Source organism: Pseudomonas sp. FW305-7 (assembly GCF_058786735.1).
Genome location: NZ_JBYSZA010000011.1, coordinates 74,958 through 101,186 on the forward strand (window position 1 = coordinate 74,958; position 26,229 = coordinate 101,186).

Sequence of the window (26,229 nt, forward strand, 5' to 3'; positions counted from 1 at the left end):
TGCTGGGCGCTCGCGTAGCTGCTCACATCGCCTCCGCTGGGACAAAATCCTCTTTGACGTCTTCCTGAAAGCCAATTAGCAACATCCCCGGCGGTTCGTCCGGCCAGAGCCATTCCTCCGGGCCGAGATAGACTTGCTGAGTCCACTCCACCAGCCACACGGTGTATCCATCCAGATGCGGTTGGGTCCAGTCCTGCAGCGATTGCACAAACTCGGCGGGTTCAACTGCCAACCCCCACGTCTGCGCACGCAGCAGCACCGCTAACTGCGTCGCCAATTGCACGGCCTGTTGATGATGGTGCGGCTTGATCGGGTCGACGATGATACGAGCCTCGAACTTGCAGAGCAGCGAGGTTTCGCCGGTGCCGATATCGGTACCCGGCTCGATTTCGGCCACCTCCAAAAACACCGCTGGCAGCAACACGCGATTCTTAATGTCTGGCCAGGCTGTGACGGCTTGAACGCCAGGCAATTGGGTACGCAGATGCTGTTCTACCGCCCGATAAAGCTGGTCCAGGCTGAAGGGTTCTTCAGACATTGCCGATCCTCTTAAGGTATTTCTGCAGCTCAAAGTTGAGTTCTTGTTTGAGAATCGCCAACAGGATCTCGTCTGCCTTTTTGACCCAGGTGTCGAAATGCGGCCGGGCTTGCTCCAGCGACACCTTGGCTTTGGCCAGCGGGAAACGACTACCATTTTCAGCGACCCAACCCGAACTTGGCCCGCGACCGGGGGACACCGTGCTGTCTGGGTAGTCGTCCCCGTTGAAATGCTTGCTGGCTGTGCGGATCCAGATGTCGGGCTTATTGCCGTAGACCTTCTTGAGAAAGGCACCCTGGTAACGCCGCCCCGCCACCGACACACCGCTCCCGGTCTGCCGCGCCCGGCCGATCCGGCTGGATTCGATGCTGTTCAACCCGAACCACAGTTTGCCGCTCGCGGCCGCGCCGGAAACTGGATAGCTGCGCAACCGCTGACGTACCGCTGCTACGGCAATGCGTTCCGACCGGCTGACGGCTCGGGCGATGTGCGTGCGCAACCTTCCCAACGTTTTGTTGATCGCTCGCCGGTGCGCCGCAGCAGCCGCTTTCGGCACCACCTTGGCAAAGTCCTGGAACGCCTGAAAGTCTGCGGCCGAGGATTGGATGGAAATTATCCCGCCCCCGACCGAGGGTTTGAAATAGCTGCCGACACTCATGGGCGCAACCTCAGAATCAGGGCGACCAGTCCGTCGCCACTCGGTTCGAGCTGGATCAGGTCGTAGTCACCGCCGCCATCCAGCGCAGGTAGGTCAACGCTGACCAGCATGCCCTGTTCCAGACCTTGCGAATCGCTGACGCGGATCTCGAAGCGAGGCTCGCGCAACCCGGTGTTGAGCTTGCCGAACTTGGGTTGCAGCCAGGGCGCGGCAAACATGCCGAACACTGGCACCTCGCGACCTTCGATCCGCGCCGTATCGCCCAGCGTTTCGAACACCGCCGCGTCGACGTCGGCGATCAGATCGCGAAAGCCCACGGTCAGAGTTCCAGCAGGACTTGGGCACGCGGTCGAGTGCACAGGTGCAGTGGGTTGGACTGCGCCTCACCGGCCATGCCTTTGTTGAAGGGCAGCGGCTCGATCTTGCTGTAGTACGGAATGCCCTGGGTGTTGACCGTTTCCATGTAGTCAGCCGGCGCGAACACCGAGATGTACAGATCCGGCACACCTTCCGGAACCAGCAACGCCTGATCATCGTGGACAAAAGAAACACCAGCGACCTTGCCACGGTAGCGCTCCCAGGTAATGCCACCAAACTCGAAACTTTCCCGGGCATCGCCTCGCAAAGCTGCCGCTTGCTGACTATTGAGATACGTTTTCTCGACTGCATCGTGGACGATCAGGCTGTTCCAAAAGGTCTTGCCGCAGAAGGCGCGAGAACCGGTGCTGGTCACACTGCCGAGCGCATCTTCCTGCATATCCAGCGCCTCAACGCATTTAACACGAAGCTTTGTTTTTGGGTCCGCCAAGCCCATGGGCAGCCTCTGACGCTGCACACCGAAGCGTTCATAGAGATCCAGCAGTACGGTCTTGCCATCGGCGTCAAGGATCTGGCCGTTCAGTGCGCCCATGCGCTGAAACTCATGCGTGGCGTCCAACTGCCGCCGCGCCTTCGCCAGGCGCGCATTCACCACGTCCTGTACCGCCTGCAGTTCAGTGCGAGTGCCGAAGGCACGGATGCCTTGGATCTCGTCAGCCTTGATCGTGAAGCGCTCCGGCAGGTGCACGGTGTTGAACGGGATCAGGTTGCGCTTGCTGGCCGCGACCACCAGGCCAGAACCACCACGCTCGCCAGCAGGGACCAGTGCCAGGGTGTCGCCGTCCTTTTCAATCTGCACGGTCAGGGTGGTAATGCCTTCCTCGCGGAACAGCCCCAGTGCGCTGATGCGCCCTGGCAGGTAGGGTTGATCATTGAGTGCAGCGGTCAGCGAGGTAACGGTAAACGCTTCGTCGTCAAAAATGGCGATATCGGCCATGGGTACTCTCCAGAAACGAAAAATCCCGCACGCGGCGGGATGCATATAGATGAATGAAACGTCTTAGCGGACGATCAGCAAATGTGCGGCCAAGGCTTTCTCGGCAGCCGGATCGAGGCCGGTCAAATGCACCTCACTGACCTCAGCCAGCCGCACCACAGCGCGACCGCGACGCACCACGTCGGATTCGCCGAGCGGACCGTAGAGAATGGCGACAGCGTTTTCAGTGCCGTCCTCTGCCGTTGGGTTGTACGGTGCGAATTCGCCGCAGGCGGTCACCAGCCCGAGAATTTGTCCCGGCCACAATGCTGGACCCGCCGCGACATTGATCGCTTCGCGCGAGATCGTGCCGGCGCCCTCGGACAGCAGGAATTCACCTGCGTGCATCGGTTCCTGTTTGATGGTCATGCTCGTGCTCCTTTCGCGCCGTGCGCGGTTCCAGTTTGAGCCGCTTGGCGAGCAGCCCAAATCGAGTTTGGGTCAGGTTGTTTGGCCAGCACCTTGGGCGCTGGGTCATCGTCCAGTGGCAGGCTGTTGTCGATTTCAAATCCCTTGCCGCTGGTAACGATCTTGTCGAAAAGACGCGCCCGCACCGCCGCCGAATCCAGACCGGCCGCGACATACTCGGCGCTGAATTCAGGCAGACGCGCGGCCACGCAGAGGTCGTTCACCGCCTTGGCGCGTGCCAGACCCGCTAAAACGATCTCTTCGCTTTCAAGCTGGGTGGACTTGAGCAGCGGCTCGATCAGGTTGCTGATGCCCGCCGCCGTGCAGCGCTGAGTGATCATCAATGCCAACTTGGCCGAGTCGACTACAGGCGGCACCAGCGGCGGATCGACAGGTTCGAGTTCCGGATCCGGCTCTGGTGGCTCTTCGAGCTGGGCCAGTAATTCAGCTGGTGCGTTCTGGAATCGTTGCAGCACCGCGCCTTGACCGAGACAGGCTTTGACCTTGACCCCGTCGCCCACTTCATCAGCCAGCCCCAAAGCCACCGCTTCGTTGGCGGTCAGCCAGGTTTCAGCCGCCACCAAACGCCGCAGCTCCACCTCATCAATGTCGGGCGCCTTGGCCTTGTACGCGGCGATGATCGCTTCCATGGTCTGGTCGAGGACGTCGGCGACCTTACGGAAGTCTTCCGCATCACCGGCGGCGTAGGTCCACGGGTTGTGAATCATCAGCATTGCGTTGGAAGCGATGACCACGCGGTGGGCACCGCACACGGCGACACTGGCAGCACTGGCGGCGAGCGCATCGATCCGCCCGGTGCAGCGCTCGCCCAAACGCGACAGCGCGTTGTGCATGGCCATACCGTCGAACAGGTCGCCGCCGATGCTATTGAACGCGGCCACTACCGGAGACACACCATCATCCATGGCGCGCAGATCCTGCACGAACTGATTGGCAGTGATGCCCCACGCGCCGATCTCGCCATAGACAAAAACCTCGATCACTCGCTCGGTGGCCTCTCCACTGGCCTGCAGGGCGTACCAAGTCTTGTCCTGAACCTCGACGCGCTTGCCCGCGCGGTTGTAAATGCGCGGTCGCGCTTGTTTGCTCATGGTTGCTCCTTGTCGTCGGTGTCTTCGACGGCATCAAGGGTGTTGTAGTTGAGGCCCAGTTTTGTGGCCCGTGCCAGATCGGCGGCGTTTTCAAGATCGACCGTTTCGGCATCGTAGCCGGTGCGCAGCACCATCTCGCTGCGAGAAGAAAACCCGGCCTGTACTTCCATCCGGCGTGCCTGCACGTCCTGTACCGGCTGGATATAGGCCCAGCCTTGTGGCACCCAACGGGTACGCAGGTACTGGCGGCGTTTCTGTGCGTAATCGTCCAGCACCAGGACACCCGACAGCACCGCCATGTCCATCCATGCGGCTCGCACCGGGCGGCAGAGTTGATGCACGTACACGCTGAATTGCAGTTGTTCCAGGCGGCGCCGAAACTCGTTAAGCACCACACGCAGCGCCCGGTCATTGATCCCACGCATGTCACCGGTAAGGATTTCGTAAGGCGTGCCAGACCCCGCTGCTGCAGCCATCAGTTGCTGCCGCATGAAGTCCGGATAGTTGTTGCCGGCGTCTGGTGGTTTGGAGAACTCAACCTCCTCACCTGCTCCCAGCTCCTGCATGGTGCCGGGTTCGAGCGCGACCATAGGGGTGAAGCCGTCGCGGTCCAAATCCAGCAAGGCGCCGGTGACTGGATCGCGTGGTGTCTGCCCCGACTCCGGCGCCGGCCGTTTGATGAAACCGGCAAACAGGTTGGCCACCTCTTGGCGGAACAGCACCGCGTCGTCGTAGTTGTCGAGACTGCGCAGACGTTTGAGCACTGGCGACAATCGCGGCACACCGCGCAACTGGCCAGGCTCCACCGGTTCGAAGATGTGCAGCACCTGAGCCGCCGGCACACGGACCAGCTGGTTGTAGCCGGCGTTCAGCGAGGCTGCATCGCGCGGATGCGACAGGTACATCCAGTACGCCACCCGCTTGCCGCCGGGGGTGAACTCGATACCGGCGCGGATGACGTTGCCGTTCTTGGTGCTCTCAAATTTGTCGTGTGGTACGAACTCCGGCGCCAGGATCTGCAACTGCAGCGGAACCGCCAAGCCTTCGTCCAGACTGCGAGGACGCAAGCGAACGAAGCATTCACCCGATGTTTCTACCGTGCGCGCCACCAGCGCCTGCTGGCCGTAAAAATCGGTGCGATCATCCGCATCCGACTCATCAACCCAATCCCCCCACAGCTCCTGCAGCAGTTTGCGCAAGGCATCGTCGTCGGTCGTCGGCCGCGGGGTGATGCCCGTGCCGATCAGGTTGCTGACCCGCTTGTCGATGACGTTGAAGGCATACGGGTCATTGCGAACCGCTGCCCGTGAGCGCGACCGCAGGTTGCGCAGTGCCGGGGTGTTGATGCTGTTGATTCCGTTGTCGGGAGCGTCCCAGCCAGTGGATCGGCGCCCTTCTCCAGCGCCTTCGTAACTGGCCTTGATGTTGGACGGCAGCACAAATCCGTTACGGGTCAGTGTTGGGAAGTGTCGGGCCATCAGACCCCCTTCCCTGCATGGTACAGCCGGACCACGCGCGAACGTGGCCCAGCTGCACTTGCCAGCGACGAGCGTATTTCCTCGCGCGCCTTGAGCAGTTCATCGACCGTGCGGTATTCCACGGTACGGTCGGTGTAGCGCACAGTTTTCTCACCGCGAGCAATGGCCGCCTCAACCGCGTCGAGGTGCTTTTTTGTAAAGGACATATCAGCGTCTCTTCAGATAGCCGCTGGCGGAGCTGCGGCGTTGAGGGGGGGCTGCCGGTCGTGACTGTGTAACCGGTGCAGCGGGAGGTGGTGCGGGTTGGGCTTGGCGTACAGCCGCGGGCGCCGGCGTTTGCTCAGCATCAAGTCGCTCGCCCTGAACAGGCTTGATGCTTAAGGCGTCATCGAACAAGCCGGACTGGGCCAGGGCTTGTCGCACCCTGTCCCAATCGTGTTCCTGATAGCGGTTGATGCCGAGGTAATGCGCCATCGCGAGGCAGTACACCATCAGGTCGAGCGCTTCGTTCCGCTCAGCCTTGCCCTTCACCCATTCGATGCGCTTATGGCCGCGCACGTAGCGCACGACTTTGCGCTCGGCGACGCACTGGGCGAAGAATTCGTCCGGCAGGTCATTGGCAAAGTGCAGCGATCCCGGACCATCCGGGAATGGATAGCGGTTGTAGATCCAGTCTTTGGCGGTGTCGGTACCGACGAACCACAGTTCGGCGCCGTTGCGTTCGGTCTGGCCCTTCCAGGTCACGTCGACCATGGACGGGCGCTGTGCAATCACTGGCCTGCCAGGCTTGCTTGCGCCCTTGATGGCGAAGATGTTGCGCCAGCGGCGAACGCGACAGAACTGATAGACCTCGTCGGTGTGGTGACCACCGGAGTCGACACCCACGGCGAGAATCGCCAGCCCCACACCACAAGGATGCCGGTATCGAGCTTTGAGTTTTTCGTCCAGCACCGCCCAGGTGCGTTCGTCTGCTGGGTCACCCCAGATGATCTGATGGTCAACAACCCACCGTTCCATGCCTATGCCGAAGCCGATCACCATCATTTCCAGACGATTGGCCTGAACGTCGACGGCGCCGGTCAGCATCAGCACACCAGACGGCATCGCGCCGAGGGTGTAGTTCTCCAGCCGCGCCCGAGCGATCAGCACTTCGGCCTTGGTCTGTTCGAGTGCGCTGTCCCAGACCTTCGCGAGACGTGTGTTGTAGAACACCTGCATCAGGCTCGTATCACCTTGAGCCTGGGCTTTTTTGGCGTCCTCAAACTCGATGGCAAGTGACGCCCAGTCCATCCAGCCGGTCGGCGAGTACAGCGCATTGAGATGAAAGCCAACGGTCTTGCCGTCGCCACCCGCATGAGCGCGCCACGCGCCTCGGGCGAGCATGTCACTCTTGTGATGCTCTTCGATCAGCACGTCGCATTCAGGCGCAGCGCACTCGTAATGTACGGTGCTGAAGTCCTTGCTGTAGTGCAGCCGCTCCCACTCCAGTACCTGCATATGGCCGCAGGTAGGGCATGGCACGTAGTAATAGCGCTGGTCGCTGGACTCGAACAGGTCGGAGATCCGTGAGGCGCCTTTGATCGTCGGCGAGCTGGAGAAGTAGATCTTGGCGTTGCGACCGAAGTTGGTCGCCCGTGTCTCTGCCAGCTTGATGGGGTCACCCTCCTGGCCGACGTCATTCTCCCAGCGGTCGACTTCGTCGCCGTAGATATAACGCGCCGACAGCTCCGAAAGGTTGGCCGCAGAACCGGCGGTGGTGACGTACAGCGAGCCACCCTCGAATTCCTTGGTGTCCATCGTGTTGCGTGCGTCCCGCGAGCGGGTGGCCGCGACCCGCTCGCGCAGAACGGGAGTGGCCTTGATGGTCTTGCTTATCCGCCCGGATACCCGCTTGGACAGGCCAAGGCTGGGGAGCAGCGCCAAGATGTTTGACGGCGCCATGTGGATCAGGCCACCCATCCAGTTCAGGGCGATCTGGGTTTTCATCAACTGCGAGGCCACCATGGTGATCACGCGTCTGCAAGGGTGAGCCGGCGACAGGCAGCGCATTGGCTCGCGGGCATACGGTGTCCGCGAGGTGCGGTACTGGCCGGGCTCAGGGGCACCGGTGTCACGCGGGATTCGCATGTACTCGTCGGCCCATTCATCGATCCAGAGGTCTGGATCCGGGCGCAGTCCACGGAAGTAGTTCTCACGGTACACCTTTGCACCGTCAGAAAATTCCGTGTGCATGGGTTCAATCCGATGTCATGGCATGTTCAAGATCTGCTGAGGAGAGGCGCTCGGCCTCTTCCAGCGTTCGTCGAATTGTCGCGGTTAGGTGCTTTTCGATCTGCCAGGGATCCGTCATTGCTGCCAGGTCATACGACAGCTGAGGCAACGGTCCGAACAGCTGGTCGCGCAGCAAGCGGCCAGCGTCGTAGGCGCCGGTCTCCACGGCCTCTCTGGACACCAACGAACCTTGCGCCTTGCCCAGTTCGATCTCGGCCAGTTTGGCCATGTTGTGCTCGCGCAGCGCGCGAGATTTCTGGTAGTCAGGGTGCTTACCGTCGACGGGTATAAGTTGCGGCGGCGCAGCCGTGGAAGTCGGCTCGGTCAGTGGGGACAGTTGGCTGTAAACGTCACGCTGAATCCGGTCCTGCTGGTGACGTTCGGCAACGGCGGCCTTACTAGGGTCGCTGGTTTTATCGAGCAGCGCCTCCGTGGCTTCAAGGTCGATCTTGCCGTTTTCGGTAAGCACCAGCCGATCCTGGCTGGCCAATTTGGAAACATAGGACTTGGCCCAACCGCGCCGGGCCGCAAACTCCGTTTTGCTGATAACAGTCATGGTTAATTTCTCCAGTTCACCCCGCGAGTTCACCTGTTCACCCTCAGTTCACCTCAGTTCACTAAGCTGGTGAACCGCCCGCTAACGCAATCCCGCGGGTTTCCGACCCCGTACCCTCCGAATAACCCCAGGGTCCCCGGCGGTTTCAGGCTGGCCCACCGCCATTCGGCGGGACATCGCACACGCCAAGCCGCTTGGCAGCCCAGCGTTCGTACAACCCGATGGCCACATCTGCACCTGCCATCGCAGTCAGGCAACCCAAGGCGCCCGCCGTCCAGATTGTCATGCCGGCGGCGATCATCAGCATCATCGCCGACACCCCGCACACAATGCAGGCGCCGGACCGAAGTGCCAGCCTGCGCAACAATGCCCAGCCACGCGCCCCGTCCTTGTCGGCCCGCCACATCTCTCCCGATACGCCACCGACCAGAGCCAGGACGATCACTAACCAGATTGGCATTTCTGCCAGTGCTTGTTGCTCGCTTGTCATCGCCAACCCCTAAACGCAAAAACCCGGCGCAATGGCCGGGTTTGGTGGTTGGTGCGTGCCGCTCTCTGCGGTCGCACCTATCGAAGATGACTACTTTTTACAGGTCGATTCCGGTGGCAGCAACCCCGGTTTAATGCCACCCGGTGAATAAGTGGTCAATGTGGTGTGAACGTCTAGCGAATGTAAGCGAATAACTCACCACGGCATTCTGTTGTTTCGGCGGCGTCCCATCTGTCCCACCTTTTAGAATTGAGGTGGGACGCCTGAGAGCGCCTAGATTCGGGGCTTTGCCCCACCGTCCTACTTATTTATCTATTTTCTCGTGTAAAGAGAGAAATTTATAAACACGCTTGCGCGTGAAGCGCGCGTGCATTGTGTCTGCTACGCATATGCGGGCGGGTGACGTTGCAAGGTGGGACGGTGGGACAGCCCTGCAAAGACAAGGCCCGCACCTGTCCCACTACGTCTAAACATAGTGGGACAAGGCGGGCCGGTGGGACAGCAACAGCCGGACGAAAGCCTGGGGTCACGCAGCCATCCCCATCATTACGCCAAAGATCTGCAGGTGTGCCTCATGCAGGCGCTGGTAGTACGTGTCACGGCCACAACCGCAGTGCGCGTACCGCAAGCGCATATCAACGTCGAGCGTGCAGTAATGCTCCCGCACAACCGTCACCAGCTCAGGCGGAAGATGCTTGTTCACGATCAGCTCGATGTCGAGAGAACTCTCCAGCGGCGCACGAAAGGCCCGCCGTCCACGAATCAGTTGCCCATTGCTCTCCATCATCATGGCAACCATGTTCCCCCCAGCAAGCCCCCCTTTCGAATGTTCGGAGTGCAGCTCCTGCGCCCACAACCGAAGCAGCGAATCGATCTCCTTAATCACCGAAACAAGGCTCCTCTGAAGCTTCTAATTCCAAGGCAGGCGCCTTCCCCCAGTCCGCTGGCTTTTTGTAGCCCCACAACCGCTGCCGACTCTTGGTCATTGCACCGAGCCGGAAACGTCTCCAGCCCAACCGATGCAGGATTGCACCGACACGCATTTGCTCCGGCTTACCCCAATGTCCCGGGTCGAGCTTGAGAGCCTGAGTCAGCACCTCGCTGCCGGTCGTGGTCTCACCAATCTGCGACTCTTCCAACCAGGTCAAGATTGGTGTTTCCCATTCGTCCACTACGAAGCGCTCGTCCTGCTCCTCCGCGAACAATGCCGCCTCATCCAGCGTTACCCACCAGAGGTCGCCCGCGTCGTAGCAGAAAACCGCCTCGGCCCAAAGCTGGTCGCGGATCGAGCGCAACAACTCCAGATCCACTTTGGTACATGCCACCGGCCAATAACGGCGATTACCGGTCGCGTCCTTGAGGTATTCGTCCTGGTTCGTCGTACCCACGAAAACGCACTGGCGCGGCACGTCCATGGTGCGACGGCCGTAGCTCTCGCGATAAGTGTCCGTGGACGCCGAGAAAAACTGCTTGGCCTTGGTACTCTCGGCCTTGTTGAAGCTGTCCAGCTCGCCCAGCTCGACAATCCACTTGCCCCTGATCGCCTGAAAGCCGTCCTTGTCGCCCAGCGCGAACGGCGTATCCATGAACCACTCGCCGCCGAGAATGCTCATCGCCGTCGACTTACCTGCGCCCTGCGCACCCTCAAGGATCATCACCGAGTCAGCCTTGCAGCCAGGCTTCATCACTCGCGCCACGGCCGACAACATCCAGCGCTTGCCAACCTTGGACGAGTAGTCGGTGGCCTTCACACCCATGACATCGGTGAGCCAGCTTTCCAGACGAGGCACGCGATCCCATTCGAGCTTGCGCAGGTACTGCCGCACCGGATGAAACGCATGATCATGTGCGACCACACTGACCGCCTCGATCACATGGGACGCCTTGACCCGAAGGTTGTATTGCTGCGCGAGCCACTTCATCACCCGCACGTCATCGATATCCGCCCAGTCTCCCGTGCCGCCGCCATAAGGCGCCGCACGTAGCTTGACGAGCTTCGAACTGAAGGCGCTGTAGCTGATGACCCCAGCCCAACGTGGATCATTGGCCAGTATCAATTCAACGTTCTGCATGTGTGCGATCAGAGCGCCGCTATCGCTGCGAGCTAGTAGATCTTTCCAACCACCTGCTGCCGGTGGCTTGACCACAGCCAATACCTGACGGCGCACCGCCTCCAAACCCTCGGCGACATGCAGATCGTTGAAGTCGGTCCACTTCACTTCCCGCTCACTGGAGAAGATCGGCGCAACCACTTGGCCACCGACGATCAGTGCCGCGTTATTGGCCTTCTCTTCACCTGGGTTCCAGGCGTCGCCGTTTGGCTTCGTGGTCTTCCAGTCATCGTCCCTGCAAATGATCAGAGGGCAACCGGCAAACCGCTCGCGCATGGCCTTACACACGGCCAGCAGGTTACCCGCGTCGAATGCCACCGCCACGGTCAGCGAAGTCGCCATGTGCAGGCTGGCGCCGGTGGCGTAGCCCTCACATACCAGCACTGGATCACCTGGCTCAGCATCCGGCCCGATAAGGTGGAAAGCACCCTCTTTCGACATCCCGTAGGGCCAGTAGGACTTGTCCCGACCGGTATCTTCCTGTTTGCTCGGGTAAATCACCTGAAGCCCGACGATTTCGTCCCGCGCATTGCTCATGGGAACCAAGACTGCACCTGAGCGCGGCGCGTAGCGAACCCGGAAACCGACAATCTGCTTGCGGTCCAGATACTCGCTGCGACCCTTCTCCGGCATGCGCTGGAATAAGCCGCCCGCACGCTTCGCCGCCCGGCGCGCCGAATTGGCTGCCACCTCAGCAGCACGACGTTTGCCCTCCTCCTGACGGGCGCGCATAACCTCGCGTTCTTCGGGAGACATCCGACCGGCCTTAACCTTGATCTTCTGCGTTTCGCCCGAACGCCAATCGCCGAATGAGCCGAAAATAAGCGTCTCGCCTTTCTCGGTGCGATGTTCATGGGCGACATACCAGCCGTTTTTCTCTGTGCCCTTATCCTGCGCTGTCTTGCACCGAGTGAGCTTACCGAACACCAGCGGCTGCGCTGGTAAAAGACCGTAGTCCGCGAACTGCGCCAATACTTCATCGAGCATGACGAGCGCCCTTCAATTCCACGAGGGAAAGACAATCCACACAATGCGTGCAGCCAGGCTGCGCCACACGGCGCGCTTCCGGAATTGGCTCATCGCACTCTTCGCAGAACTGAAACGAGTGCGCCGCCAAGGCAGGTTTGGCGGCGACTCGACGTGCTGCGAGCGCTTGGTCGACACGCTCTAGAACCAGATCATTAGCGAAGTCTGCGATGTCAGCCATGGTCAGCACCTCGCGTCGTCTGGTTGACGTAGGTGGCGCGGTTGAACAATCCGAGCAGACCCTGAATCCCACGGAATACCTGCAGACGAATCGCCGCCAGTTCTTGGTCGGTGACGACGCCGTCACCGATGCTCTTAGCCCAGGTCTCGGCCAGATCCGCCACTTGCCGGAAATACTCCGCGATGCCGGTCGTCAATGTCTCGGGCATGTCGTTGGTGTAGGCCTCAGCCAGTTCCTGCCAAGTCGTGTCGCCGACCAGCGCATGCACCGCATCCAGAATGCGGCGATCCTTAGTCAGTTCCAGGATCTCGCCAAACTCTTGGATGTTCACGGTGTGGCTTGGATGGGTTGGGGAAAGCTTGTGCTGCAACGTCGTGGCGTTGCGGCCAGTGGTGGCTGCGATAGCAGCGGCGCCGCCTGGGTAGTCGCGTGCAGCGTGATAAAGCGCAAGATCTAGCGGCAGGACTTCCCGCTGGGCTCGATCTACAGAACTCAGAGCGATTCGGCTCATGGCATTAATCCTTGAATGTTGCCAGTGCCGCACGACAGGCAGTAGTGATACATTTGTCGTGTGGCTTGATAGGCCCAAACGCCGGCGAGGTCCCTATGACCAACACCGGCACCGTGCCGGGGCGAACAATCCGTTGTTCACCCCTGGCGCAAAAGCTGCCAGCTCTGTGGTGGAAAAGGCAGCAACACCAAAGCTTCCGAGCTCTGGAAAACGCGAGAGGAATGGGCGGTTTTGCATTTGGTTTGCCCGCCAATCCCAATCGCGGCCCGACAGCGCTGTGGTGGTGCGTGTCGGGAGGAACTGGGCGACCCTTGGGTCGCCTTTTTTCTAAGCTACTTTTTTGAAATCTATCTCTGGCGGAAAGACATCATCAAGCGAGCATTTGACTCCGAGCTGATTCAACGCAGCCGTAATTGCACGAGATTCTGCAAGTCCAGCTATACGCCGTCCGGACTCATAATTGCTAAGCCGTGTCTGCGTCCATCCAAGAGTCGAAACCAAATCCCGCTGCTTTATACCCGCCCTTTCTCGATGGTCAGCAATCCTGTTCATAACGACCTCCTATAACTGAAGCGCAGAATAAACACGATTCGTGATTTTTACAACACGCAAAGTGCGATAAATTTATTTCAATGCGTGGTAAAAAATGCAAATGAACACACTCGGCTCACGCATCAAATCACTTAGAAAAGCCAAGGGTATGAGCCAGAAAGATCTGGCCCTTGCCTGTGGCTGGGAATCACAATCTCGCATAGGTAACTATGAGAAGGACCAACGCCAGCCCAACCTTCAGGATCTAGGGAAAATTGCTACTGCCCTAAAAACGTCGCTCACACAGTTGGTCAAAGATGTCGAGGGGCCGTTACCTCACCTATCTGGTGATGCGCACGGCAACATTTACGACATCAGATATCCTCCTCGACTCAAGAGCAGCCAGAGCGAAGGATTGACATCGGCAGGACAAGCGAAAACAGGGAGTGTTCCGGTGGTTGGAACCGCACAGCTGGGCAATGAAGGATATTTTGAAGCGCTTGATTTTCCTCCAGGCCACGGCGATGGTTACTTAAGTATCCACAGCGATGACCCAGATGCCTACGGATTGAAGGTTACCGGCGACAGCATGCTTCCCAGGATCAAAAATGGTGAGTACGTGCTGATCGAACCCAACAAGAACTACTTCAGCGGCGATGAGGTCGTGGTAAGAACCACAGAAGGCCGAACGATGATCAAGGAGTTCATTTACCTGAGAGATGGGATGTACCGCTTGGATAGCGTGAATGCCGAACACCCACCAATTCATATCGCCGCGGCCGACGTAATTGAGATCCACCTGGTCGGCGGCATCCTAAAGTCATCTCGGTTTTTGCACGCGCCGTGAAAAATAATCACATACCGTGTTGACTTAAAAAACACACTGCGTGATATTTGCCTCACTCTCACACCACAGAGCGAGGCATCACCTATGCAAACCAGTGCAACCCTCCACGTCCACCCGGCGTGCGTCAGTAATAAAAAGATGATCGAGCAGCTGCAGTCCATCACCGGCTGCTTTATCATCATTCACAACAACAAACCGAAGCTTATTGCGAAGCCCCAAGCCTCTTCATTTGATCCAAATGGCGGAGGGCACGCGGCATGAGCAAATACCGAATCGACAACCGCACCCTGCAGTTGCTCAAAGCTCAGGTCAACCTTACCGAAACCTTCAATCATGTCCTACGAACCGCTCCCACGCGCGAGTGCCTTGCGTTCCGCCTCAAAGTAGAACGGGGCGCAACTGAGACCGCATTCAGTGTCGAGCTGGGGACTGAGCGTCACACGCTGACCCTTCCAAGCGACAAGAAAACTCACCTTAAGCTGGCCGACTTCATTGAAGAGATCGCTAACGGACCGTTCGATCCGAGCAATAGCAGCGATCCGGTTCATCTCCCGCATTCCAGCCGCGTATACGGCCGCTTTGAAACCCAAGACAAGCAGCGCGTGCTTGAGCTGGTGCGCACCGGCGGCGTGCTGAGCCTCGACATGGGGTTTGATCTCCCCCTGCACGTTGCCATTCACCGCACACACACGCGCCGAGGGGCGACCATCATCCTGAGCATCGGGAACAAAAGCCCCAACACCCGATGCTTCACCGTGAGCGACACCGATGCCGAGATTTACCTGATGGTTATCGAGTCCATCAACCATCTCGCGGCCGCAGCAACACCTGCCGCACATGCGGCATGAGGTGGACGACATGGAACGCACCCTCGCCCAAGCAGCCTCGCAACTAGGCCTCACACGTCCAAAGCTGATTGCACTCATGCGGGAAAAAGACCTGCTTAAGGGCAACCTGCCGGCTTACCCAAAACGGGACAAAGAGTATCTGCGGGTCAAGGACGGCACCTGGTATGACGAAAAGTACGGCTTGCAATACAGCCAGTCGACGCGGGTCAAGCAAGCCGGCATTCGTTGGCTGGCTGAAAAACTCGGCATCGACCTACCTGAAATTCCGGCAGACCGCCGTGACGTGGCCTAGGGAATACGCCCGACAGATCATCGCAATGCGGACACGAGAGGAGCGCAATGCCGCGCTCCTTGAGGTGCCCGAGAATCTGCGGGAGTTGACCAAACGCCATTGCCTGAACGCCTGGAACCATCCAGCAAGAAGCAAACGCAAGGAGGCCACACAAAGCCATGAGTAATGCAGCCCAAGCCCCACTGCGGCTACGCCCCGCTCCTGAATCCACGACCATCGAGCTGCTGTACCGCACCTTCGGCGATGTGCTGATTCCGCTGGAGGCCGTGCGCGAAAAGTATTTCCGCAACCTCAACGAGCAAAAGTTTGTGATTGAAATCAATAGCGGTCGGATCCAGCTTCCGATCACCACACTGGACCCGAGTCGGAAAGCGCCCAAGTACGCCCACATTCGACACGTTGCATCGCTCATCGATATCCGCGCCTACCAGGCCGACGAAGACATGCAGAGCCAGCAAGACGAGCCAACCGAGTAAGCCTTATCTCAAGGACTGCCACCACCAGTCCGACACTGAACCAGGAGCAAACCAAATGACTGCAATTCAAATCTGCGCACTCATCGCCCTAATCATTCTGGCCGGACTATTAGTCTGGGCCGGCTACATCATGGGCCGTACCGACGGCATGTCCGCTGGCATGAAACAAAGCGACGACATCCTGCGCGCCGAAAGCGCCAAGACCATTAGCGAGTTATGTGCCTCCCTCAAATTCATCAAGGCTGACCACGCCCACTTGGCGCAATTCAGCAAACGCCTTCAGCAAGCGTTGACGCTCGGCAATCCCGAACGCCAGACGCTGCTCGAAATCGCCGAAAAGCTCCGCATTGCCGCCGATACGTTCGCCGCCTTCCGCACGGGGAAAAAACTCGAACGCGAAACCCGCGCCCTGATCGACCAAGCGCTCGCCATGGCCGATTTACTGAAACCCGCCGAATTAACAGGCCTTGCAAAGGTTGAGGTGGTTCCTCTTCGTATTGCTCTCAGCACGGACGATGCGGAGAACGCTGCCGTTTTTTTCCAACAAGAACACCAGGCTATTGCGACCGCTGCGCAATCGAGAGGTGCAGCATGAGCTGGATCCTCACCCATACCGGCAAGCGCTTTGATTTGCTTGAGCCGGGCGCCGAAATGATCGATCCACGAGATATTGCACACTCGCTGGCTCATTTGTGCCGCTTCAACGGCCACACCCGCAAGTTTTACAGCGTGGCTCAGCACAGCTGCATCGTCGCCGACCTGGTGCCAGAAGAACACAAACTTGTGGCCTTGCTCCATGACGCTCCCGAGGCGTACTTGGGCGATATGACACGGCCACTCAAGCAGTGGATTAGTGCCTACCAACACTTCGAGGACTGCATTTGGTGGCGCGTTTGCGAGCGGTTCGACATCGCCCCAGAACTCCCGACCTGCATCCATCAGGCCGACCTGATAGCACTGGCCACCGAACGTCGCGACCTCATGCCAACCGAACCGGCTATCTGGGATTGCTTGGTCGGCATTGAACCCATGGTTGAAACCATCCGTCCGTGGTCTGCCGCAGAGGCGCGCAACACTTACCACCAGCGCCTGATGGATCAACTTGCTATCGAACATCGGAGGAAAGCGGCATGACGCACTCACAGGACAACACGCAAATGCAGGCCGCTTTGCTTCGCGATGACAGTGGGATCGACACGCCTGTAAACAACAGTCTCTGCTGCGCAGCAGCAGGCATTATTGCTTCTTCCAGCGCCACTGCAGAGGTACTTATACCCCACGAAAAGCTGCGCGAGGCAGCCACACCCATTGCAACGCTAATCGCTCAGGATCGCCCGCCCGCGCAGCCTGCAGTGGGGTATACGCACCTTTCTGGAAACGATGGATATCAGGCGACAGACACCCAAGATTTATGGACAACTGATTCTTTTGAAGACTGTGTCGCCGCTGCCTTAATTACCTGTTTTGAGACCAGAATCAAAAAAAGTAAAGGAGCGGGTCCTAACACGCTTACTAATGAGCGATTGAACCTTATCAGACGGATCGGGCCGTATATTCCGAGCAACGACAGAGTCATCATCGCGCCCAATACGACGTGCGTTGGAGATTGGGAGTTTGATGTCATCAATGACCCTATGCCTTCGATTGGATGCATTGGGTTTACGAGAACTCATCAAGCCCGGTCCGATGAATATGGCGGTTTCTTTCAAGCCACATATATTCGGAAAGTCACCAACTTACCCAAGACTTGGTATAGACGGTCAGGTGGACAGTTGTATGAAATTATAATTGCCGCATCGGAAAATGAATTTGTAGAAGGTGAGCGATCATTCTTTTGCATAACGAAAGAAGGCAAAGTGGTTGCCTGTGATCAACGCTTTGAGCTATCTGATCGATACAAAAGTAATCATTATTTCACCACTCCCGAAAAGGAGCTCAAAGATCGTGAAGCTAGGGCTTCAATCGCTCTGCAATTCATAGCCGATAGCCGACATTGCTGGACTATAGAGGCCCGCGAATCCAACTGCCTCGCCCGCCTGGGCTCAATGCCCGAGCAAATTAAATCCTTGCTGTACGCGAGATCAGTTCCACTAACCGAGACAGGACGAAAACGACCGATACTACACCTGGTAGCGGCTCATCAACGTCGTTTAAAGAATGGCATTGATATCGACATAACTGGATTTCTTAGGGGTGTTCAAACAGTCGAGGTGGGTGGAACATGTTTTACTGTAAGGCCCGCACCAGCATTAATACCAAATCTATCTGCGGCCAGCAGAAGAAAAGTGGCTATTCACGAGGAGATTGAATGAATACTTCCTTCATTCTAATGGCCCAATACAATGGCCGGGCCATTATCCCACTTGAGCAGGTCTGCAAGGATTACTTCACGCACCTGACGACCGATATGTTCCAGCGCAAGGTTATGGCAGGACAGATCAAAATCCCGATCACACGGCTGGAGTCGAGTCAGAAAAGCGCTAAAGGCATCCACATCGCTGATCTGGCAGCCTACCTTGATCTGCAACGGGAAGCTGCGGTGAAAGAGTGCAACCAGCTCAACGGGTACCGCCGAGCCAGTTAAATCACTGCTTACCCCAGGCGCCCAGCTTCACGGGCGCCTGAATTATCCTCTTTAACCACGGCCACTCGGCATAGTGGTCACCTCGCCCGCGCAGATGGGTATATCGACGCAATGAATTCCAATCACGATGCCCAGACACACTGGCCACCCGCGGAATATCCCAATCTATCTCAAACAACCGACTCACTCCGTCGTGTCGCAGATCGTGGAAGTGAAGATCTTCGATCTCTAGAAACTTGCACGCCTTCGCCCAGGCCGTGGAGATCGACGAAGAGTTGTACGGGAAAATTTCCCCACGCTCTTTTGGCATGCTCTGCAGAATTCTCCAGGCTTCTTCGGGTAGGTGGCACCAAACATCATTGCCAATTTTCTGCCCGGGGTTTTTCATATCTCTCACCAGCACCCGCTGATTCGACTCATCGACGTCCTCCCACTGAATTCGGCTTATCTCATCCTGCCGACGCGTGGAAAAAATCGCGAAGCCAATCACCTTCAGCATGTTGATCGAACTAGGCCGACGCTGCTGCATGCTGACGAAGTGCTCCAAAAGTTTATCCAGCTCGTCCTTCGTTGGACGACGATCGCGCTCCCGGCTCTTCATGTTGTAGCCGAGCTTCCTCAACACCTTCCGAGCGTCCGGCATCGCGTGAGCGTCTACCTCATACCCCCAAGCGGGACGCGCAATCGAAAGGACAGCCCCAAGGTGCGCCAAATCGTTGCCAGCCGTCTGCGGCTGGACGCCGCCGCCCTCTTTACTCATTCGCCAGAGTGCAAAATCCACCAATCGTTGACTGTTGATAGCCGAATCAACGGTCTGGCCAAACTCCGTCGCCGCGATAGCATTTAGAGTGGCTTCCTTGGTTTTACCCAACGGCCGGACTTTCTCCATTTCATCCAGGTACTGCTTGATCATGTCCTGAACGGTGACGCCCTTGCGGTTCGCCCGCTCAATCGCACCAGGCTGATCTAGCTCTGCCTCACGTCGCCGCACCCACGCTTGTGCCGCCTGTTTCCGGGCGAAGGTCTGGCTCTCTTGGTAGACTTGCACTCCATCGCGAAACAGGCGTATCTGTGCCGTGTAACTGACTGAGCCATCGGTGCGTTTTCGTGCTCTGATCGTTGCCATAATCGACTGGTACAATTCCGAAAGTGATTGGTACATTGTACCAGCGGCATCGAAAAAACGCCTGAAAACGCCTAAAAACACGCTATAAATACGTTGAGCCAAATGGTACCAAATACCCACTTCAGCCCAGTAAACTCAAGCCCTGCGCTATCTCGGCGGTTTTCCGTTGCGCCTATGATGGATTGGACTGACCGCCATTGCCGTTTCTTCCTACGCCTCCTATCGAAGAACGCCCTGCTCTACACCGAAATGGTCACCACCGGTGCGCTGCTCAACGGCGATCACGAACGCTTCCTCCGTCACAACGAAGCCGAGCACCCTCTCGCGCTGCAGTTGGGCGGTAGCGTTCCGCTGGATCTGGCCGCCTGTGCCCGCATGGCCCAGGAACACGGTTACGACGAGGTGAACCTAAACGTCGGCTGCCCAAGCGATCGGGTGCAAAACAACATGATCGGCGCGTGCCTGATGGGTCACCCGCAACTGGTGGCGGATTGTGTGAAAGCGATGCGCGATGCGGTGTCGATTCCGGTAACAGTGAAGCACCGCATCGGAATCAACGGACGTGACAGTTACGAGGAGTTGTGTGATTTCGTCGGCACAGTTCGTGATGCCGGGTGTACCAGTTTTACCGTGCATGCGCGAATTGCGATTCTGGAGGGGTTGTCGCCGAAGGAGAATCGCGACATTCCGCCATTGCGTTATGACGTGGCGGCGCAGCTGAAGGCGGATTTTCCGGAGTTGGAGATTGTGCTCAATGGCGGGATCAAGACGATGGAGGCTTGCCATGAGCATTTGCAGACGTTCGACGGTGTGATGTTGGGGCGTGAGGCTTATCACAATCCGTATTTGCTGGCGGAGGTGGATCAGCAGTTGTTTGGCAGTTCGGCGCCGGTGATCAGTCGGGCTGAGGCGTTGGCGCAGTTGCGGCCTTATATTGCCGAGCATTTGCTGGCGGGTGGGTCGATGCATCACATCACGCGGCATGTGTTGGGCTTGGGCACCGGGTTTCCAGGGGCGCGCAAGTTTCGGCAGTTGTTGTCGGTGGATATTCACAAGGCCAAGGATCCGTTGGCGTTGCTGGATCAGGCGGCGGAGTTGTTGGCGGGTCGTTGATCGACGCGTTGAATGTGCGGGCAACGAATGAGCGTTGCTCGCGGTTTTGTTGTACCGACAGGATGTCTTTTGTTTATGCCCGCGTTTAGCTGTGTTTTATTCAAGCGATTCACCCTCCTCGCTTTACTCCTTACCGTCCCTGCCACCGCCTGCGCCAGTTGCGATTTTTTGAAAGGGTGCGGTGATGGGGAAGATGGCCCTTTTGAATCAACCCAGATGTCCGGCTTTCTGGTTTTCACGACGACGATGATCACGGTCGATGGGATGTCGGACATGTCCGGACTGAAAAAACGTGTGTATTCGGTAGAGGAAATCGAAGCGGCGCGGTATTTCCTCGCCAGCGACGGCATGCTGCAGGCCGCGTATTTCACCTCGGCCTTGCAGCAATTTCGTCAGGATTTGCCCGACTCGGAATTGAATGACCTCGCCGTCGCGGCACTGATCAGCACTCAGTGATCAGCTTGCCGCTGCGGCGGTCCAGTTCACCCAGCCGAAAGCCCACGTCGCCAGTATCAGCAAGCCAAACGCGATCCGGTACCAGGCGAACGCGGCGTAGCTGTGATTGGCGATGAACTTGAGCAAACCGCGCACGGCGATCATGGCGAAGATGAATGCGGTGACAAAACCCAAGGCGAAGACCGGCAGGTCGCTTTGCTGGAACAGGTCTCGGTACTTGTAGCCGGAGTAGACCGCCGCACCAACCATCGTCGGCATGGCCAGGAAGAACGAGAACTCGGTGGCGGCTTTGCGCGAGAGGCCGAACAGCAGGCCGCCGATGATGGTCGAGCCGGAGCGCGAGGTTCCGGGAATCATCGCCAGGCATTGTACGAAACCGACCTTCAACGCGTCAGACCAGCGCATGTCGTCGACATGCTCGACGCTGATCACATGGTTACGCTGTTCGGCCCACAACATGATGATGCCGCCGACGACGAGTGCGACGGCTACGGTGATCGGGTTGAACAAGTAGTGATGAATCACGTCAGCGAATAACACGCCCAATACCACTGCTGGGAGAAAAGCGATCAACAAGTTGAGGGTGAAACGCTGAGCATTGCGCTGAGTCGGCAGGCCTTTGACGATTTCGCAGATCTTTGGCCGGAACTCCCAGACGACGGCAAGAATGGCACCCAGTTGAATAATGATATTGAACGCCATGGCGCGTTCGCCGCCGAACTCCAGGAGGTCGGCGACGATGATCTGGTGACCGGTACTGGAGATCGGCAAGAATTCGGTGAGGCCTTCAACCGCGCCTAAAATCAACACCTGGAAAAGCGTCCAGAAATCCATTAATCCTCCGTCAGAGCGCTCTTGGCGGGCGACTGGTTTATAACACTCAGGGATTGAGTATCTGAAAAAATACAAAGGCTGCGAGCTTTTGTTCTTATTGGCCGAGGAGATTACGTCTTATCAAAAGACACACTCAAGCCATGTTAATAAACGTCCGCCTACGAACTAATGTGAAAAAATTTAGGCACTTAGTAGTAAAAAGTTCATCTAGACAATAAAGTGTGATCTGGCTCACACTATGCGGGATGGCCAGACAGTGGCCAATGGACACAAATATAGCTGTCGCATTGAGTTCAAAATAGTGGCACAATTTCATATTGCCACCATCTAACGACTAGTTCACACTCCCGAAAAAATCAACTAAAAGCTTGAATTGCTTAATTATTGTTAGAAAACTCGGGAGCCACGTCTAAAATCCGCTTAAATGTTACCAATTGTCAGTCACAGATGAGAACCGGTGCTTTAACATCCAGATGTCAGCACCTAATTCGAGTCAATGCATGATGCTCTCAGGGAACTTGGCGACTAGTAGTCCGCGCCCGACAAATGACGAACCAGGTGTTCTCACTCTGGGCCGTACCCGTGGCGTGGCTGAACATTTCAGGTCGCTACTCGCCAAGCACGTGCGAACCGATATGGCACTTGAAGTCGATTCGTTCACTAGTTCATATAAGCAGAATGAACGCTCTGGTTCGTATCGCGCCATCTTCATTGTCATCGACAGCCCACAGGCCCTCGAAGATAATCTCGCGCTGGTGGAGAACCTGCGCACCGACAACTTGAAACCGATTATCTGCACGGTCATTACTGGCCGGGGCGCCTTCAACAAGATCAAATATTATCTTGCCGGGGCGGACTTCTGTATCAAGTTCAATACCTTATCCGACGACAGTGCCGAGTTGCTGGGCGAGTTCTTCAGCAGTGAAGAATGGCAGCGCGATATCAGTCTGACGCTTGATCCCACGCGCATTTGCCTGTTGGGCACCAGCCAGAAACTCGACATCTCGTTTGCCGAAATGAAGATTCTCGAAGCGTTTGCGCAAACCAGTAATCACATTCTCAGCCATGATGAAATCGCCACCATCATGGGGCTCAATACCAATTTCTACGACCCGAGGGCGCTGGAGAAATCGATCAGCCGCTTGCGTGGAAAAATCAAGGACATGTATGGTACAAACGCGATTCAGAGTATCCGCGGCTATGGCTATCGCCTGATGCGGGGCCTGATATCGACTGCCTGATCAAGGGCAGCCACCCTTTTGCATACGAACGAAGGATCGTCTGATGCAACCATATAGCTCTCGTTGTACTTCATATCTACCTATAACAAAGCACTTGAATGAGCGCGACACCATAACAATAAACTCAACAACATAGCAGCAGATCGAGTGGAACTTATCGAGGGCCATTTTCGGGCCCAGACCCTGCCTGTCGATTACTTCCAAGGAAGTCATTGCTCGCCTGCCGAATGACCTTTTAGCCAATTTTTGGTACGCAGTTAAGGAGAGAGACATGGAAACTAGTACAACCCTCCCCAGAAAATATTTTGTCGTCGTGACTCACAGTACAACGTCGCAGCGTGAACTTGAGAGCATTCTGTCCAGCGAGCGTTTCAATTCGTTTGGCACGTCTCAGGCGCAAATGTTTATTGAAGGTGCTACTTCACCCTCTTCCACTCCGATGCTGATGGAGTTCACTTACCCAAGCGGCACCCGAAAGAACGTCGCCCGCACCATTGAACACGACACCCAGCGAATACTGGCCACGCTCGAGTCCGAATGGCGCGCAGCACAATCGACGAATCCATTTCAAAGCGTTCCGGCAATGACCGGGGAAACCAGCAACTTGCCTCAAGCTATAACAGGCGATACACCTGGCACCGAAACCTGGCACCTGGACAATGATCAAGGCGCACTGGTCAAGGAAGATGTGCAGATCAGTCTTACCGGACTGGAAACCGCATTGGTCAGGAAAATGCTCCATCATGAAGAGCGCGTTGTCAGTCGAGATGACTTGATCCTCAGCATTGGCCGAGAGCCCGAACAGTATCGCGGTCTGGAAATGTGCCTGAGTCGCCTGCAAGACAAATTCAAAAGCGCCAGTAATGGTGAGCGGCTATTTCGTGCCGTAAGAAACCGCGGTTATTGCCTCATTCAGGACATCGTCGCGTAAACACTGCGACCACCGCGAACAAAACAAACAGATAACAGTGCGATTACAAAAACAACAAGAGCACTCTGTTTGAACTCACCTCCCTTGATAGATTGACACTCCCTGCCTCCACCCTTTCAACAGTAACAAATACAACATCACTTATTCACCTCCTTCTCTACGACCTTTTCTAACAAGCCAATATTTAATTATTAAAAAGTTGGCAATGTGCCATCTTGTTAGAACTCGTCAGACACCATTCTCCGACAATAACTTAGTCTATTGACTGACGACAGTTCGGCATATCGACGTTGTTACCTCAGAACACTCGTTAAAACAAAAACAATAAATCTGACTAACAACTCGGCTTTCAACTGTTGAAACCTGAATGGACGTCTTTTGGGGATATCGTATGGATCTTTCTCTCAGTATCAATCGAAGCACGGGCCTCAAGGGACTGACCTTTTGGGGCCAATGGGCGCTGGCGCAGGGATTTATTGTTGCTCTGCTGTTTGTACTGGCCGAACAGCACACCGGAACCGTCGCGTTCTATTACCGAATGTGCGCAACGCTAGCGGTACTGGCCTCAGTACCGGCCTATACGTTCAGTGGCGTTTATCGCAAACGCGACAACTACCTGACTGGACTGGGTCGGCTGTTCATGGGTTGGTCGATGACCATGGCGGCGCTGGCGTTCATCGCATTTGTCTGCAAGGCCGATGAGCTGTTTTCCCGGCAGGTGATCTTGAGCTGGGCGGTTTATGGCTTCCTTGGTCAGGCGTTGCTGTACGCGCCGCTGCATGCGTTCTCGAAGTTCTATCAGCGTTCACGCAAAAGCGAGCACAAGACCCTGATTGTGGGGACAGGTGAACTGGCATTGGGCCTGGCGAAAAAGCTCAGCCAGATCGAAAACCTGCCGCTGGTGGGATTGGTCAGCAACGGTAGCCTGCCCACTCTGGATTCTGATGCTCCACGCGTTGTCGGCGCTCAGGAACAGTTGCTGGAGCTGATCAAGGCCCACGACATCCGCCGCTTGTACATCACCCTGCCGCTGTCGGAAGCGGCGAAAATCGAAGCCATGTATGTCGACTTGCTGGGTGCCAACGTGGATGTTGTCTGGGTGCCGGACCTGAACAGTCTGACCCTGCTCAATCACTCGGTGAAAGTCGTGGACGGTCTGCCGGCGATCTACTTGAACGAGAGCCCGCTGACCAGCCGACCGACCGCTGCACTAAGCAAAAGCCTGGCGGAAAAAAGCGTGGCGCTGCTGGCCATCCTTCTGCTGAGCCCGGTGCTGCTGATCATTGCTCTGGCGGTAAAACTGAACTCGCCTGGCCCGGTGTTCTTCAAGCAGGATCGCCATGGCTGGAACGGCAAGGTGATCAAGGTCTGGAAGTTCCGCTCGATGCGTGTTCACGATGACCGCGATGTCAAACAGGCCAGCCGCAACGACTCGCGCATCACCGCCGTCGGACGCTTTATCCGCCGCACATCGCTGGACGAGTTGCCGCAACTGTTCAACGTGCTGCAGGGGCATATGGCACTGGTTGGCCCGCGTCCACACGCTGTCGCGCACAACCATTTCTACTCGGGAAAAATCCTCGCCTACATGGCGCGTCACCGGATTAAACCGGGCATTACCGGGCTGGCGCAAATCAGCGGCTGCCGGGGTGAGACCGACACCCTCGACAAGATGCAGAAGCGTGTCGAGATCGACCTGCAGTACATCAACAACTGGTCGTTGTGGCTCGACCTGAAGATCCTGGTGAAGACACCGTTTACGCTGCTGTCGAAGGATATCTACTGAGATTCAGCGCTGCGCAAGTCAAGACCGCAAGGGGACGAAAGTCCCCTTTTTTGTGCCCCGGATTTGGGGTTCTCAGTACGCCATGTAGGAGTGAGCCTGCTCGCGATGGCGGTGTGTCAGGCATGCAGATGGCGACTTGTCGGGCGCTATCGCGAGCAGGCTCACTCCTACGGGGATCGTGTCTTGGCCATGATTTTGGATTCGACACAACACCACTGTGGGAGCGGGCTTGCCCGCGATTGCGTCCGCCCAGTCAACATTGATGCTGAATGGACCGCCGTCATCGCTGGCAAGCCAGCTCCCACAGGGGATTGATGGTGGCCCAGGATTTGGCGAAAGCACAGCTCACAAAAGGAGCTGCAGATAAGCCGGAATTTTGGACCAGTCACAAACCCCCTGTGGGGGCCGACTTGCCCGCGATTGCGTCCGCCCAGTCAACATTGATGCTGAATGGACCGCCGTCATCGCTG

The 26,229-nt window shown here is 57.2% G+C and carries 32 protein-coding genes; 14 read left to right on the forward strand and 18 right to left on the reverse strand.

Annotation, left to right across the window (positions count from 1 at the left end; genetic code table 11):
* Window positions 1-22 precede the first annotated feature (22 nt).
* The 16 genes from AC3WMT_RS15315 to AC3WMT_RS15390 all read right to left on the reverse strand — a co-directional run bounded on the left by AC3WMT_RS15315 (window position 23) and on the right by AC3WMT_RS15390 (window position 13,246).
* Window positions 23-538 carry a hypothetical protein gene (locus AC3WMT_RS15315; protein ID WP_103305125.1) on the reverse strand — a complete coding sequence of 172 codons (516 nt, stop codon included), beginning with the start codon at window positions 536-538 and terminating at the stop codon, window positions 23-25.
* Window positions 531-1,196 carry a hypothetical protein gene (locus tag AC3WMT_RS15320; RefSeq protein WP_103305124.1) on the reverse strand — a complete coding sequence of 222 codons (666 nt, stop codon included), beginning with the start codon at window positions 1,194-1,196 and terminating at the stop codon, window positions 531-533. The genes AC3WMT_RS15315 and AC3WMT_RS15320 overlap by 8 nt, the downstream gene beginning before the upstream one ends.
* Window positions 1,193-1,513, reverse strand: a complete 321-nt coding sequence (locus tag AC3WMT_RS15325; protein ID WP_103305123.1) for a head-tail joining protein — start codon at window positions 1,511-1,513, stop codon at window positions 1,193-1,195. Before AC3WMT_RS15325 ends, AC3WMT_RS15320 begins: the two co-directional genes overlap by 4 nt.
* Window positions 1,514-1,515: 2 nt before the next feature.
* A complete protein-coding gene (locus tag AC3WMT_RS15330; RefSeq protein ID WP_492577850.1) occupies window positions 1,516-2,511 on the reverse strand; it encodes a major capsid protein in 996 nt (331 codons plus the stop codon).
* Window positions 2,512-2,574: 63 nt separating this feature from the next.
* Window positions 2,575-2,919 carry a head decoration protein gene (locus AC3WMT_RS15335; protein ID WP_103305121.1) on the reverse strand — a complete coding sequence of 115 codons (345 nt, stop codon included), beginning with the start codon at window positions 2,917-2,919 and terminating at the stop codon, window positions 2,575-2,577.
* Window positions 2,916-4,070, reverse strand: coding sequence for a head maturation protease, ClpP-related (locus AC3WMT_RS15340; protein WP_103305120.1), 1,155 nt, complete (start codon window positions 4,068-4,070; stop codon window positions 2,916-2,918). The genes AC3WMT_RS15335 and AC3WMT_RS15340 overlap by 4 nt, the downstream gene beginning before the upstream one ends.
* The gene (locus AC3WMT_RS15345) at window positions 4,067-5,548 is read right to left on the reverse strand and encodes a phage portal protein (RefSeq protein ID WP_103305119.1); all 1,482 of its coding nucleotides are present in this window, start codon (window positions 5,546-5,548) and stop codon (window positions 4,067-4,069) included. The genes AC3WMT_RS15340 and AC3WMT_RS15345 overlap by 4 nt, the downstream gene beginning before the upstream one ends.
* Window positions 5,548-5,754: a phage head-tail joining protein gene (locus AC3WMT_RS15350; RefSeq protein WP_008087653.1), complete on the reverse strand. Its 207-nt coding sequence runs from the start codon at window positions 5,752-5,754 to the stop codon at window positions 5,548-5,550. Before AC3WMT_RS15350 ends, AC3WMT_RS15345 begins: the two co-directional genes overlap by 1 nt.
* Before the next feature lies 1 nt (window position 5,755).
* Window positions 5,756-7,780, reverse strand: coding sequence for a phage terminase large subunit family protein (locus AC3WMT_RS15355; protein ID WP_103305118.1), 2,025 nt, complete (start codon window positions 7,778-7,780; stop codon window positions 5,756-5,758).
* Window positions 7,781-7,784: 4 nt separating this feature from the next.
* Window positions 7,785-8,375: a terminase small subunit gene (locus AC3WMT_RS15360; protein WP_103305117.1), complete on the reverse strand. Its 591-nt coding sequence runs from the start codon at window positions 8,373-8,375 to the stop codon at window positions 7,785-7,787.
* A gap of 145 nt (window positions 8,376-8,520) precedes the next feature.
* On the reverse strand, window positions 8,521-8,865 hold the full coding sequence (locus tag AC3WMT_RS15365; RefSeq protein ID WP_038362364.1) for a phage holin family protein: 345 nt from the start codon (window positions 8,863-8,865) through the stop codon (window positions 8,521-8,523).
* A gap of 526 nt (window positions 8,866-9,391) precedes the next feature.
* Window positions 9,392-9,751 (reverse strand): PA0613 family protein, encoded by a 360-nt coding sequence (locus AC3WMT_RS15370; protein WP_038362361.1) that lies wholly within the window; start codon window positions 9,749-9,751, stop codon window positions 9,392-9,394.
* The gene (locus AC3WMT_RS15375; RefSeq protein ID WP_103305116.1) at window positions 9,744-11,963 is read right to left on the reverse strand and encodes a VapE domain-containing protein; all 2,220 of its coding nucleotides are present in this window, start codon (window positions 11,961-11,963) and stop codon (window positions 9,744-9,746) included. Before AC3WMT_RS15375 ends, AC3WMT_RS15370 begins: the two co-directional genes overlap by 8 nt.
* Window positions 11,953-12,183 (reverse strand): TraR/DksA family transcriptional regulator, encoded by a 231-nt coding sequence (locus tag AC3WMT_RS15380; RefSeq protein ID WP_103305115.1) that lies wholly within the window; start codon window positions 12,181-12,183, stop codon window positions 11,953-11,955. The genes AC3WMT_RS15375 and AC3WMT_RS15380 overlap by 11 nt, the downstream gene beginning before the upstream one ends.
* Complete coding sequence (locus tag AC3WMT_RS15385) at window positions 12,176-12,694, reverse strand: phage regulatory CII family protein (RefSeq protein ID WP_038362352.1); 519 nt, start codon at window positions 12,692-12,694, stop codon at window positions 12,176-12,178. Before AC3WMT_RS15385 ends, AC3WMT_RS15380 begins: the two co-directional genes overlap by 8 nt.
* 327 nt (window positions 12,695-13,021) lie before the next feature.
* Window positions 13,022-13,246: a helix-turn-helix transcriptional regulator gene (locus AC3WMT_RS15390; RefSeq protein ID WP_080750752.1), complete on the reverse strand. Its 225-nt coding sequence runs from the start codon at window positions 13,244-13,246 to the stop codon at window positions 13,022-13,024.
* Between the two features lie 100 nt (window positions 13,247-13,346).
* Here AC3WMT_RS15390 and AC3WMT_RS15395 point away from each other — a divergent pair, with 100 nt between their 5' ends.
* The 9 genes from AC3WMT_RS15395 to AC3WMT_RS15435 all read left to right on the forward strand — a co-directional run bounded on the left by AC3WMT_RS15395 (window position 13,347) and on the right by AC3WMT_RS15435 (window position 18,272).
* Window positions 13,347-14,072, forward strand: a complete 726-nt coding sequence (locus AC3WMT_RS15395) for an XRE family transcriptional regulator (RefSeq protein ID WP_103305128.1) — start codon at window positions 13,347-13,349, stop codon at window positions 14,070-14,072.
* Window positions 14,073-14,156: 84 nt separating this feature from the next.
* A complete protein-coding gene (locus tag AC3WMT_RS15400) occupies window positions 14,157-14,333 on the forward strand; it encodes a hypothetical protein (RefSeq protein ID WP_177431423.1) in 177 nt (58 codons plus the stop codon).
* Entirely contained in the window at window positions 14,330-14,920 is a 591-nt protein-coding gene (locus tag AC3WMT_RS15405) for a hypothetical protein (protein ID WP_103305114.1), read from the forward strand. The genes AC3WMT_RS15400 and AC3WMT_RS15405 overlap by 4 nt, the downstream gene beginning before the upstream one ends.
* 10 nt (window positions 14,921-14,930) lie before the next feature.
* Window positions 14,931-15,212 carry a phage antirepressor KilAC domain-containing protein gene (locus AC3WMT_RS15410; protein ID WP_100847388.1) on the forward strand — a complete coding sequence of 94 codons (282 nt, stop codon included), beginning with the start codon at window positions 14,931-14,933 and terminating at the stop codon, window positions 15,210-15,212.
* A 158-nt stretch (window positions 15,213-15,370) separates the two neighbouring features.
* A complete protein-coding gene (locus AC3WMT_RS15415; protein ID WP_103305113.1) occupies window positions 15,371-15,688 on the forward strand; it encodes a pyocin activator PrtN family protein in 318 nt (105 codons plus the stop codon).
* A gap of 55 nt (window positions 15,689-15,743) precedes the next feature.
* Window positions 15,744-16,283 (forward strand): hypothetical protein, encoded by a 540-nt coding sequence (locus tag AC3WMT_RS15420; RefSeq protein ID WP_371919318.1) that lies wholly within the window; start codon window positions 15,744-15,746, stop codon window positions 16,281-16,283.
* Window positions 16,280-16,822 carry a phosphohydrolase gene (locus tag AC3WMT_RS15425; protein WP_103305112.1) on the forward strand — a complete coding sequence of 181 codons (543 nt, stop codon included), beginning with the start codon at window positions 16,280-16,282 and terminating at the stop codon, window positions 16,820-16,822. Before AC3WMT_RS15420 ends, AC3WMT_RS15425 begins: the two co-directional genes overlap by 4 nt.
* A complete protein-coding gene (locus tag AC3WMT_RS15430; RefSeq protein WP_177431422.1) occupies window positions 16,819-18,000 on the forward strand; it encodes a hypothetical protein in 1,182 nt (393 codons plus the stop codon). Before AC3WMT_RS15425 ends, AC3WMT_RS15430 begins: the two co-directional genes overlap by 4 nt.
* Window positions 17,997-18,272 carry a pyocin activator PrtN family protein gene (locus AC3WMT_RS15435; RefSeq protein ID WP_103305111.1) on the forward strand — a complete coding sequence of 92 codons (276 nt, stop codon included), beginning with the start codon at window positions 17,997-17,999 and terminating at the stop codon, window positions 18,270-18,272. The genes AC3WMT_RS15430 and AC3WMT_RS15435 overlap by 4 nt, the downstream gene beginning before the upstream one ends.
* A 1-nt stretch (window position 18,273) precedes the next feature.
* Here AC3WMT_RS15435 and AC3WMT_RS15440 read toward each other — a convergent pair whose 3' ends face one another.
* Window positions 18,274-19,398 carry a site-specific integrase gene (locus AC3WMT_RS15440; protein ID WP_177431426.1) on the reverse strand — a complete coding sequence of 375 codons (1,125 nt, stop codon included), beginning with the start codon at window positions 19,396-19,398 and terminating at the stop codon, window positions 18,274-18,276.
* Window positions 19,399-19,500: 102 nt separating this feature from the next.
* On the opposite strand from AC3WMT_RS15440, the gene dusA reads away from it, so the two are divergent.
* Window positions 19,501-20,511 carry a tRNA dihydrouridine(20/20a) synthase DusA gene (dusA, locus tag AC3WMT_RS15445; protein ID WP_103305110.1) on the forward strand — a complete coding sequence of 337 codons (1,011 nt, stop codon included), beginning with the start codon at window positions 19,501-19,503 and terminating at the stop codon, window positions 20,509-20,511.
* A 273-nt stretch (window positions 20,512-20,784) separates the two neighbouring features.
* Window positions 20,785-20,967, forward strand: a complete 183-nt coding sequence (locus tag AC3WMT_RS15450) for a DUF2388 domain-containing protein (protein ID WP_256583557.1) — start codon at window positions 20,785-20,787, stop codon at window positions 20,965-20,967.
* Here AC3WMT_RS15450 and AC3WMT_RS15455 read toward each other — a convergent pair whose 3' ends face one another.
* Window positions 20,968-21,801 (reverse strand): undecaprenyl-diphosphate phosphatase, encoded by an 834-nt coding sequence (locus AC3WMT_RS15455; RefSeq protein ID WP_103305108.1) that lies wholly within the window; start codon window positions 21,799-21,801, stop codon window positions 20,968-20,970.
* A 500-nt stretch (window positions 21,802-22,301) separates the two neighbouring features.
* Here AC3WMT_RS15455 and AC3WMT_RS15460 point away from each other — a divergent pair, with 500 nt between their 5' ends.
* The 3 genes from AC3WMT_RS15460 to AC3WMT_RS15470 all read left to right on the forward strand — a co-directional run bounded on the left by AC3WMT_RS15460 (window position 22,302) and on the right by AC3WMT_RS15470 (window position 25,759).
* Complete coding sequence (locus tag AC3WMT_RS15460; RefSeq protein WP_103305107.1) at window positions 22,302-23,042, forward strand: winged helix-turn-helix domain-containing protein; 741 nt, start codon at window positions 22,302-22,304, stop codon at window positions 23,040-23,042.
* A gap of 271 nt (window positions 23,043-23,313) precedes the next feature.
* Complete coding sequence (locus AC3WMT_RS15465; protein WP_103305106.1) at window positions 23,314-23,973, forward strand: winged helix-turn-helix domain-containing protein; 660 nt, start codon at window positions 23,314-23,316, stop codon at window positions 23,971-23,973.
* A 391-nt stretch (window positions 23,974-24,364) separates the two neighbouring features.
* Complete coding sequence (locus AC3WMT_RS15470) at window positions 24,365-25,759, forward strand: undecaprenyl-phosphate glucose phosphotransferase (RefSeq protein WP_103305105.1); 1,395 nt, start codon at window positions 24,365-24,367, stop codon at window positions 25,757-25,759.
* Window positions 25,760-26,229: the final 470 nt, after the last annotated feature.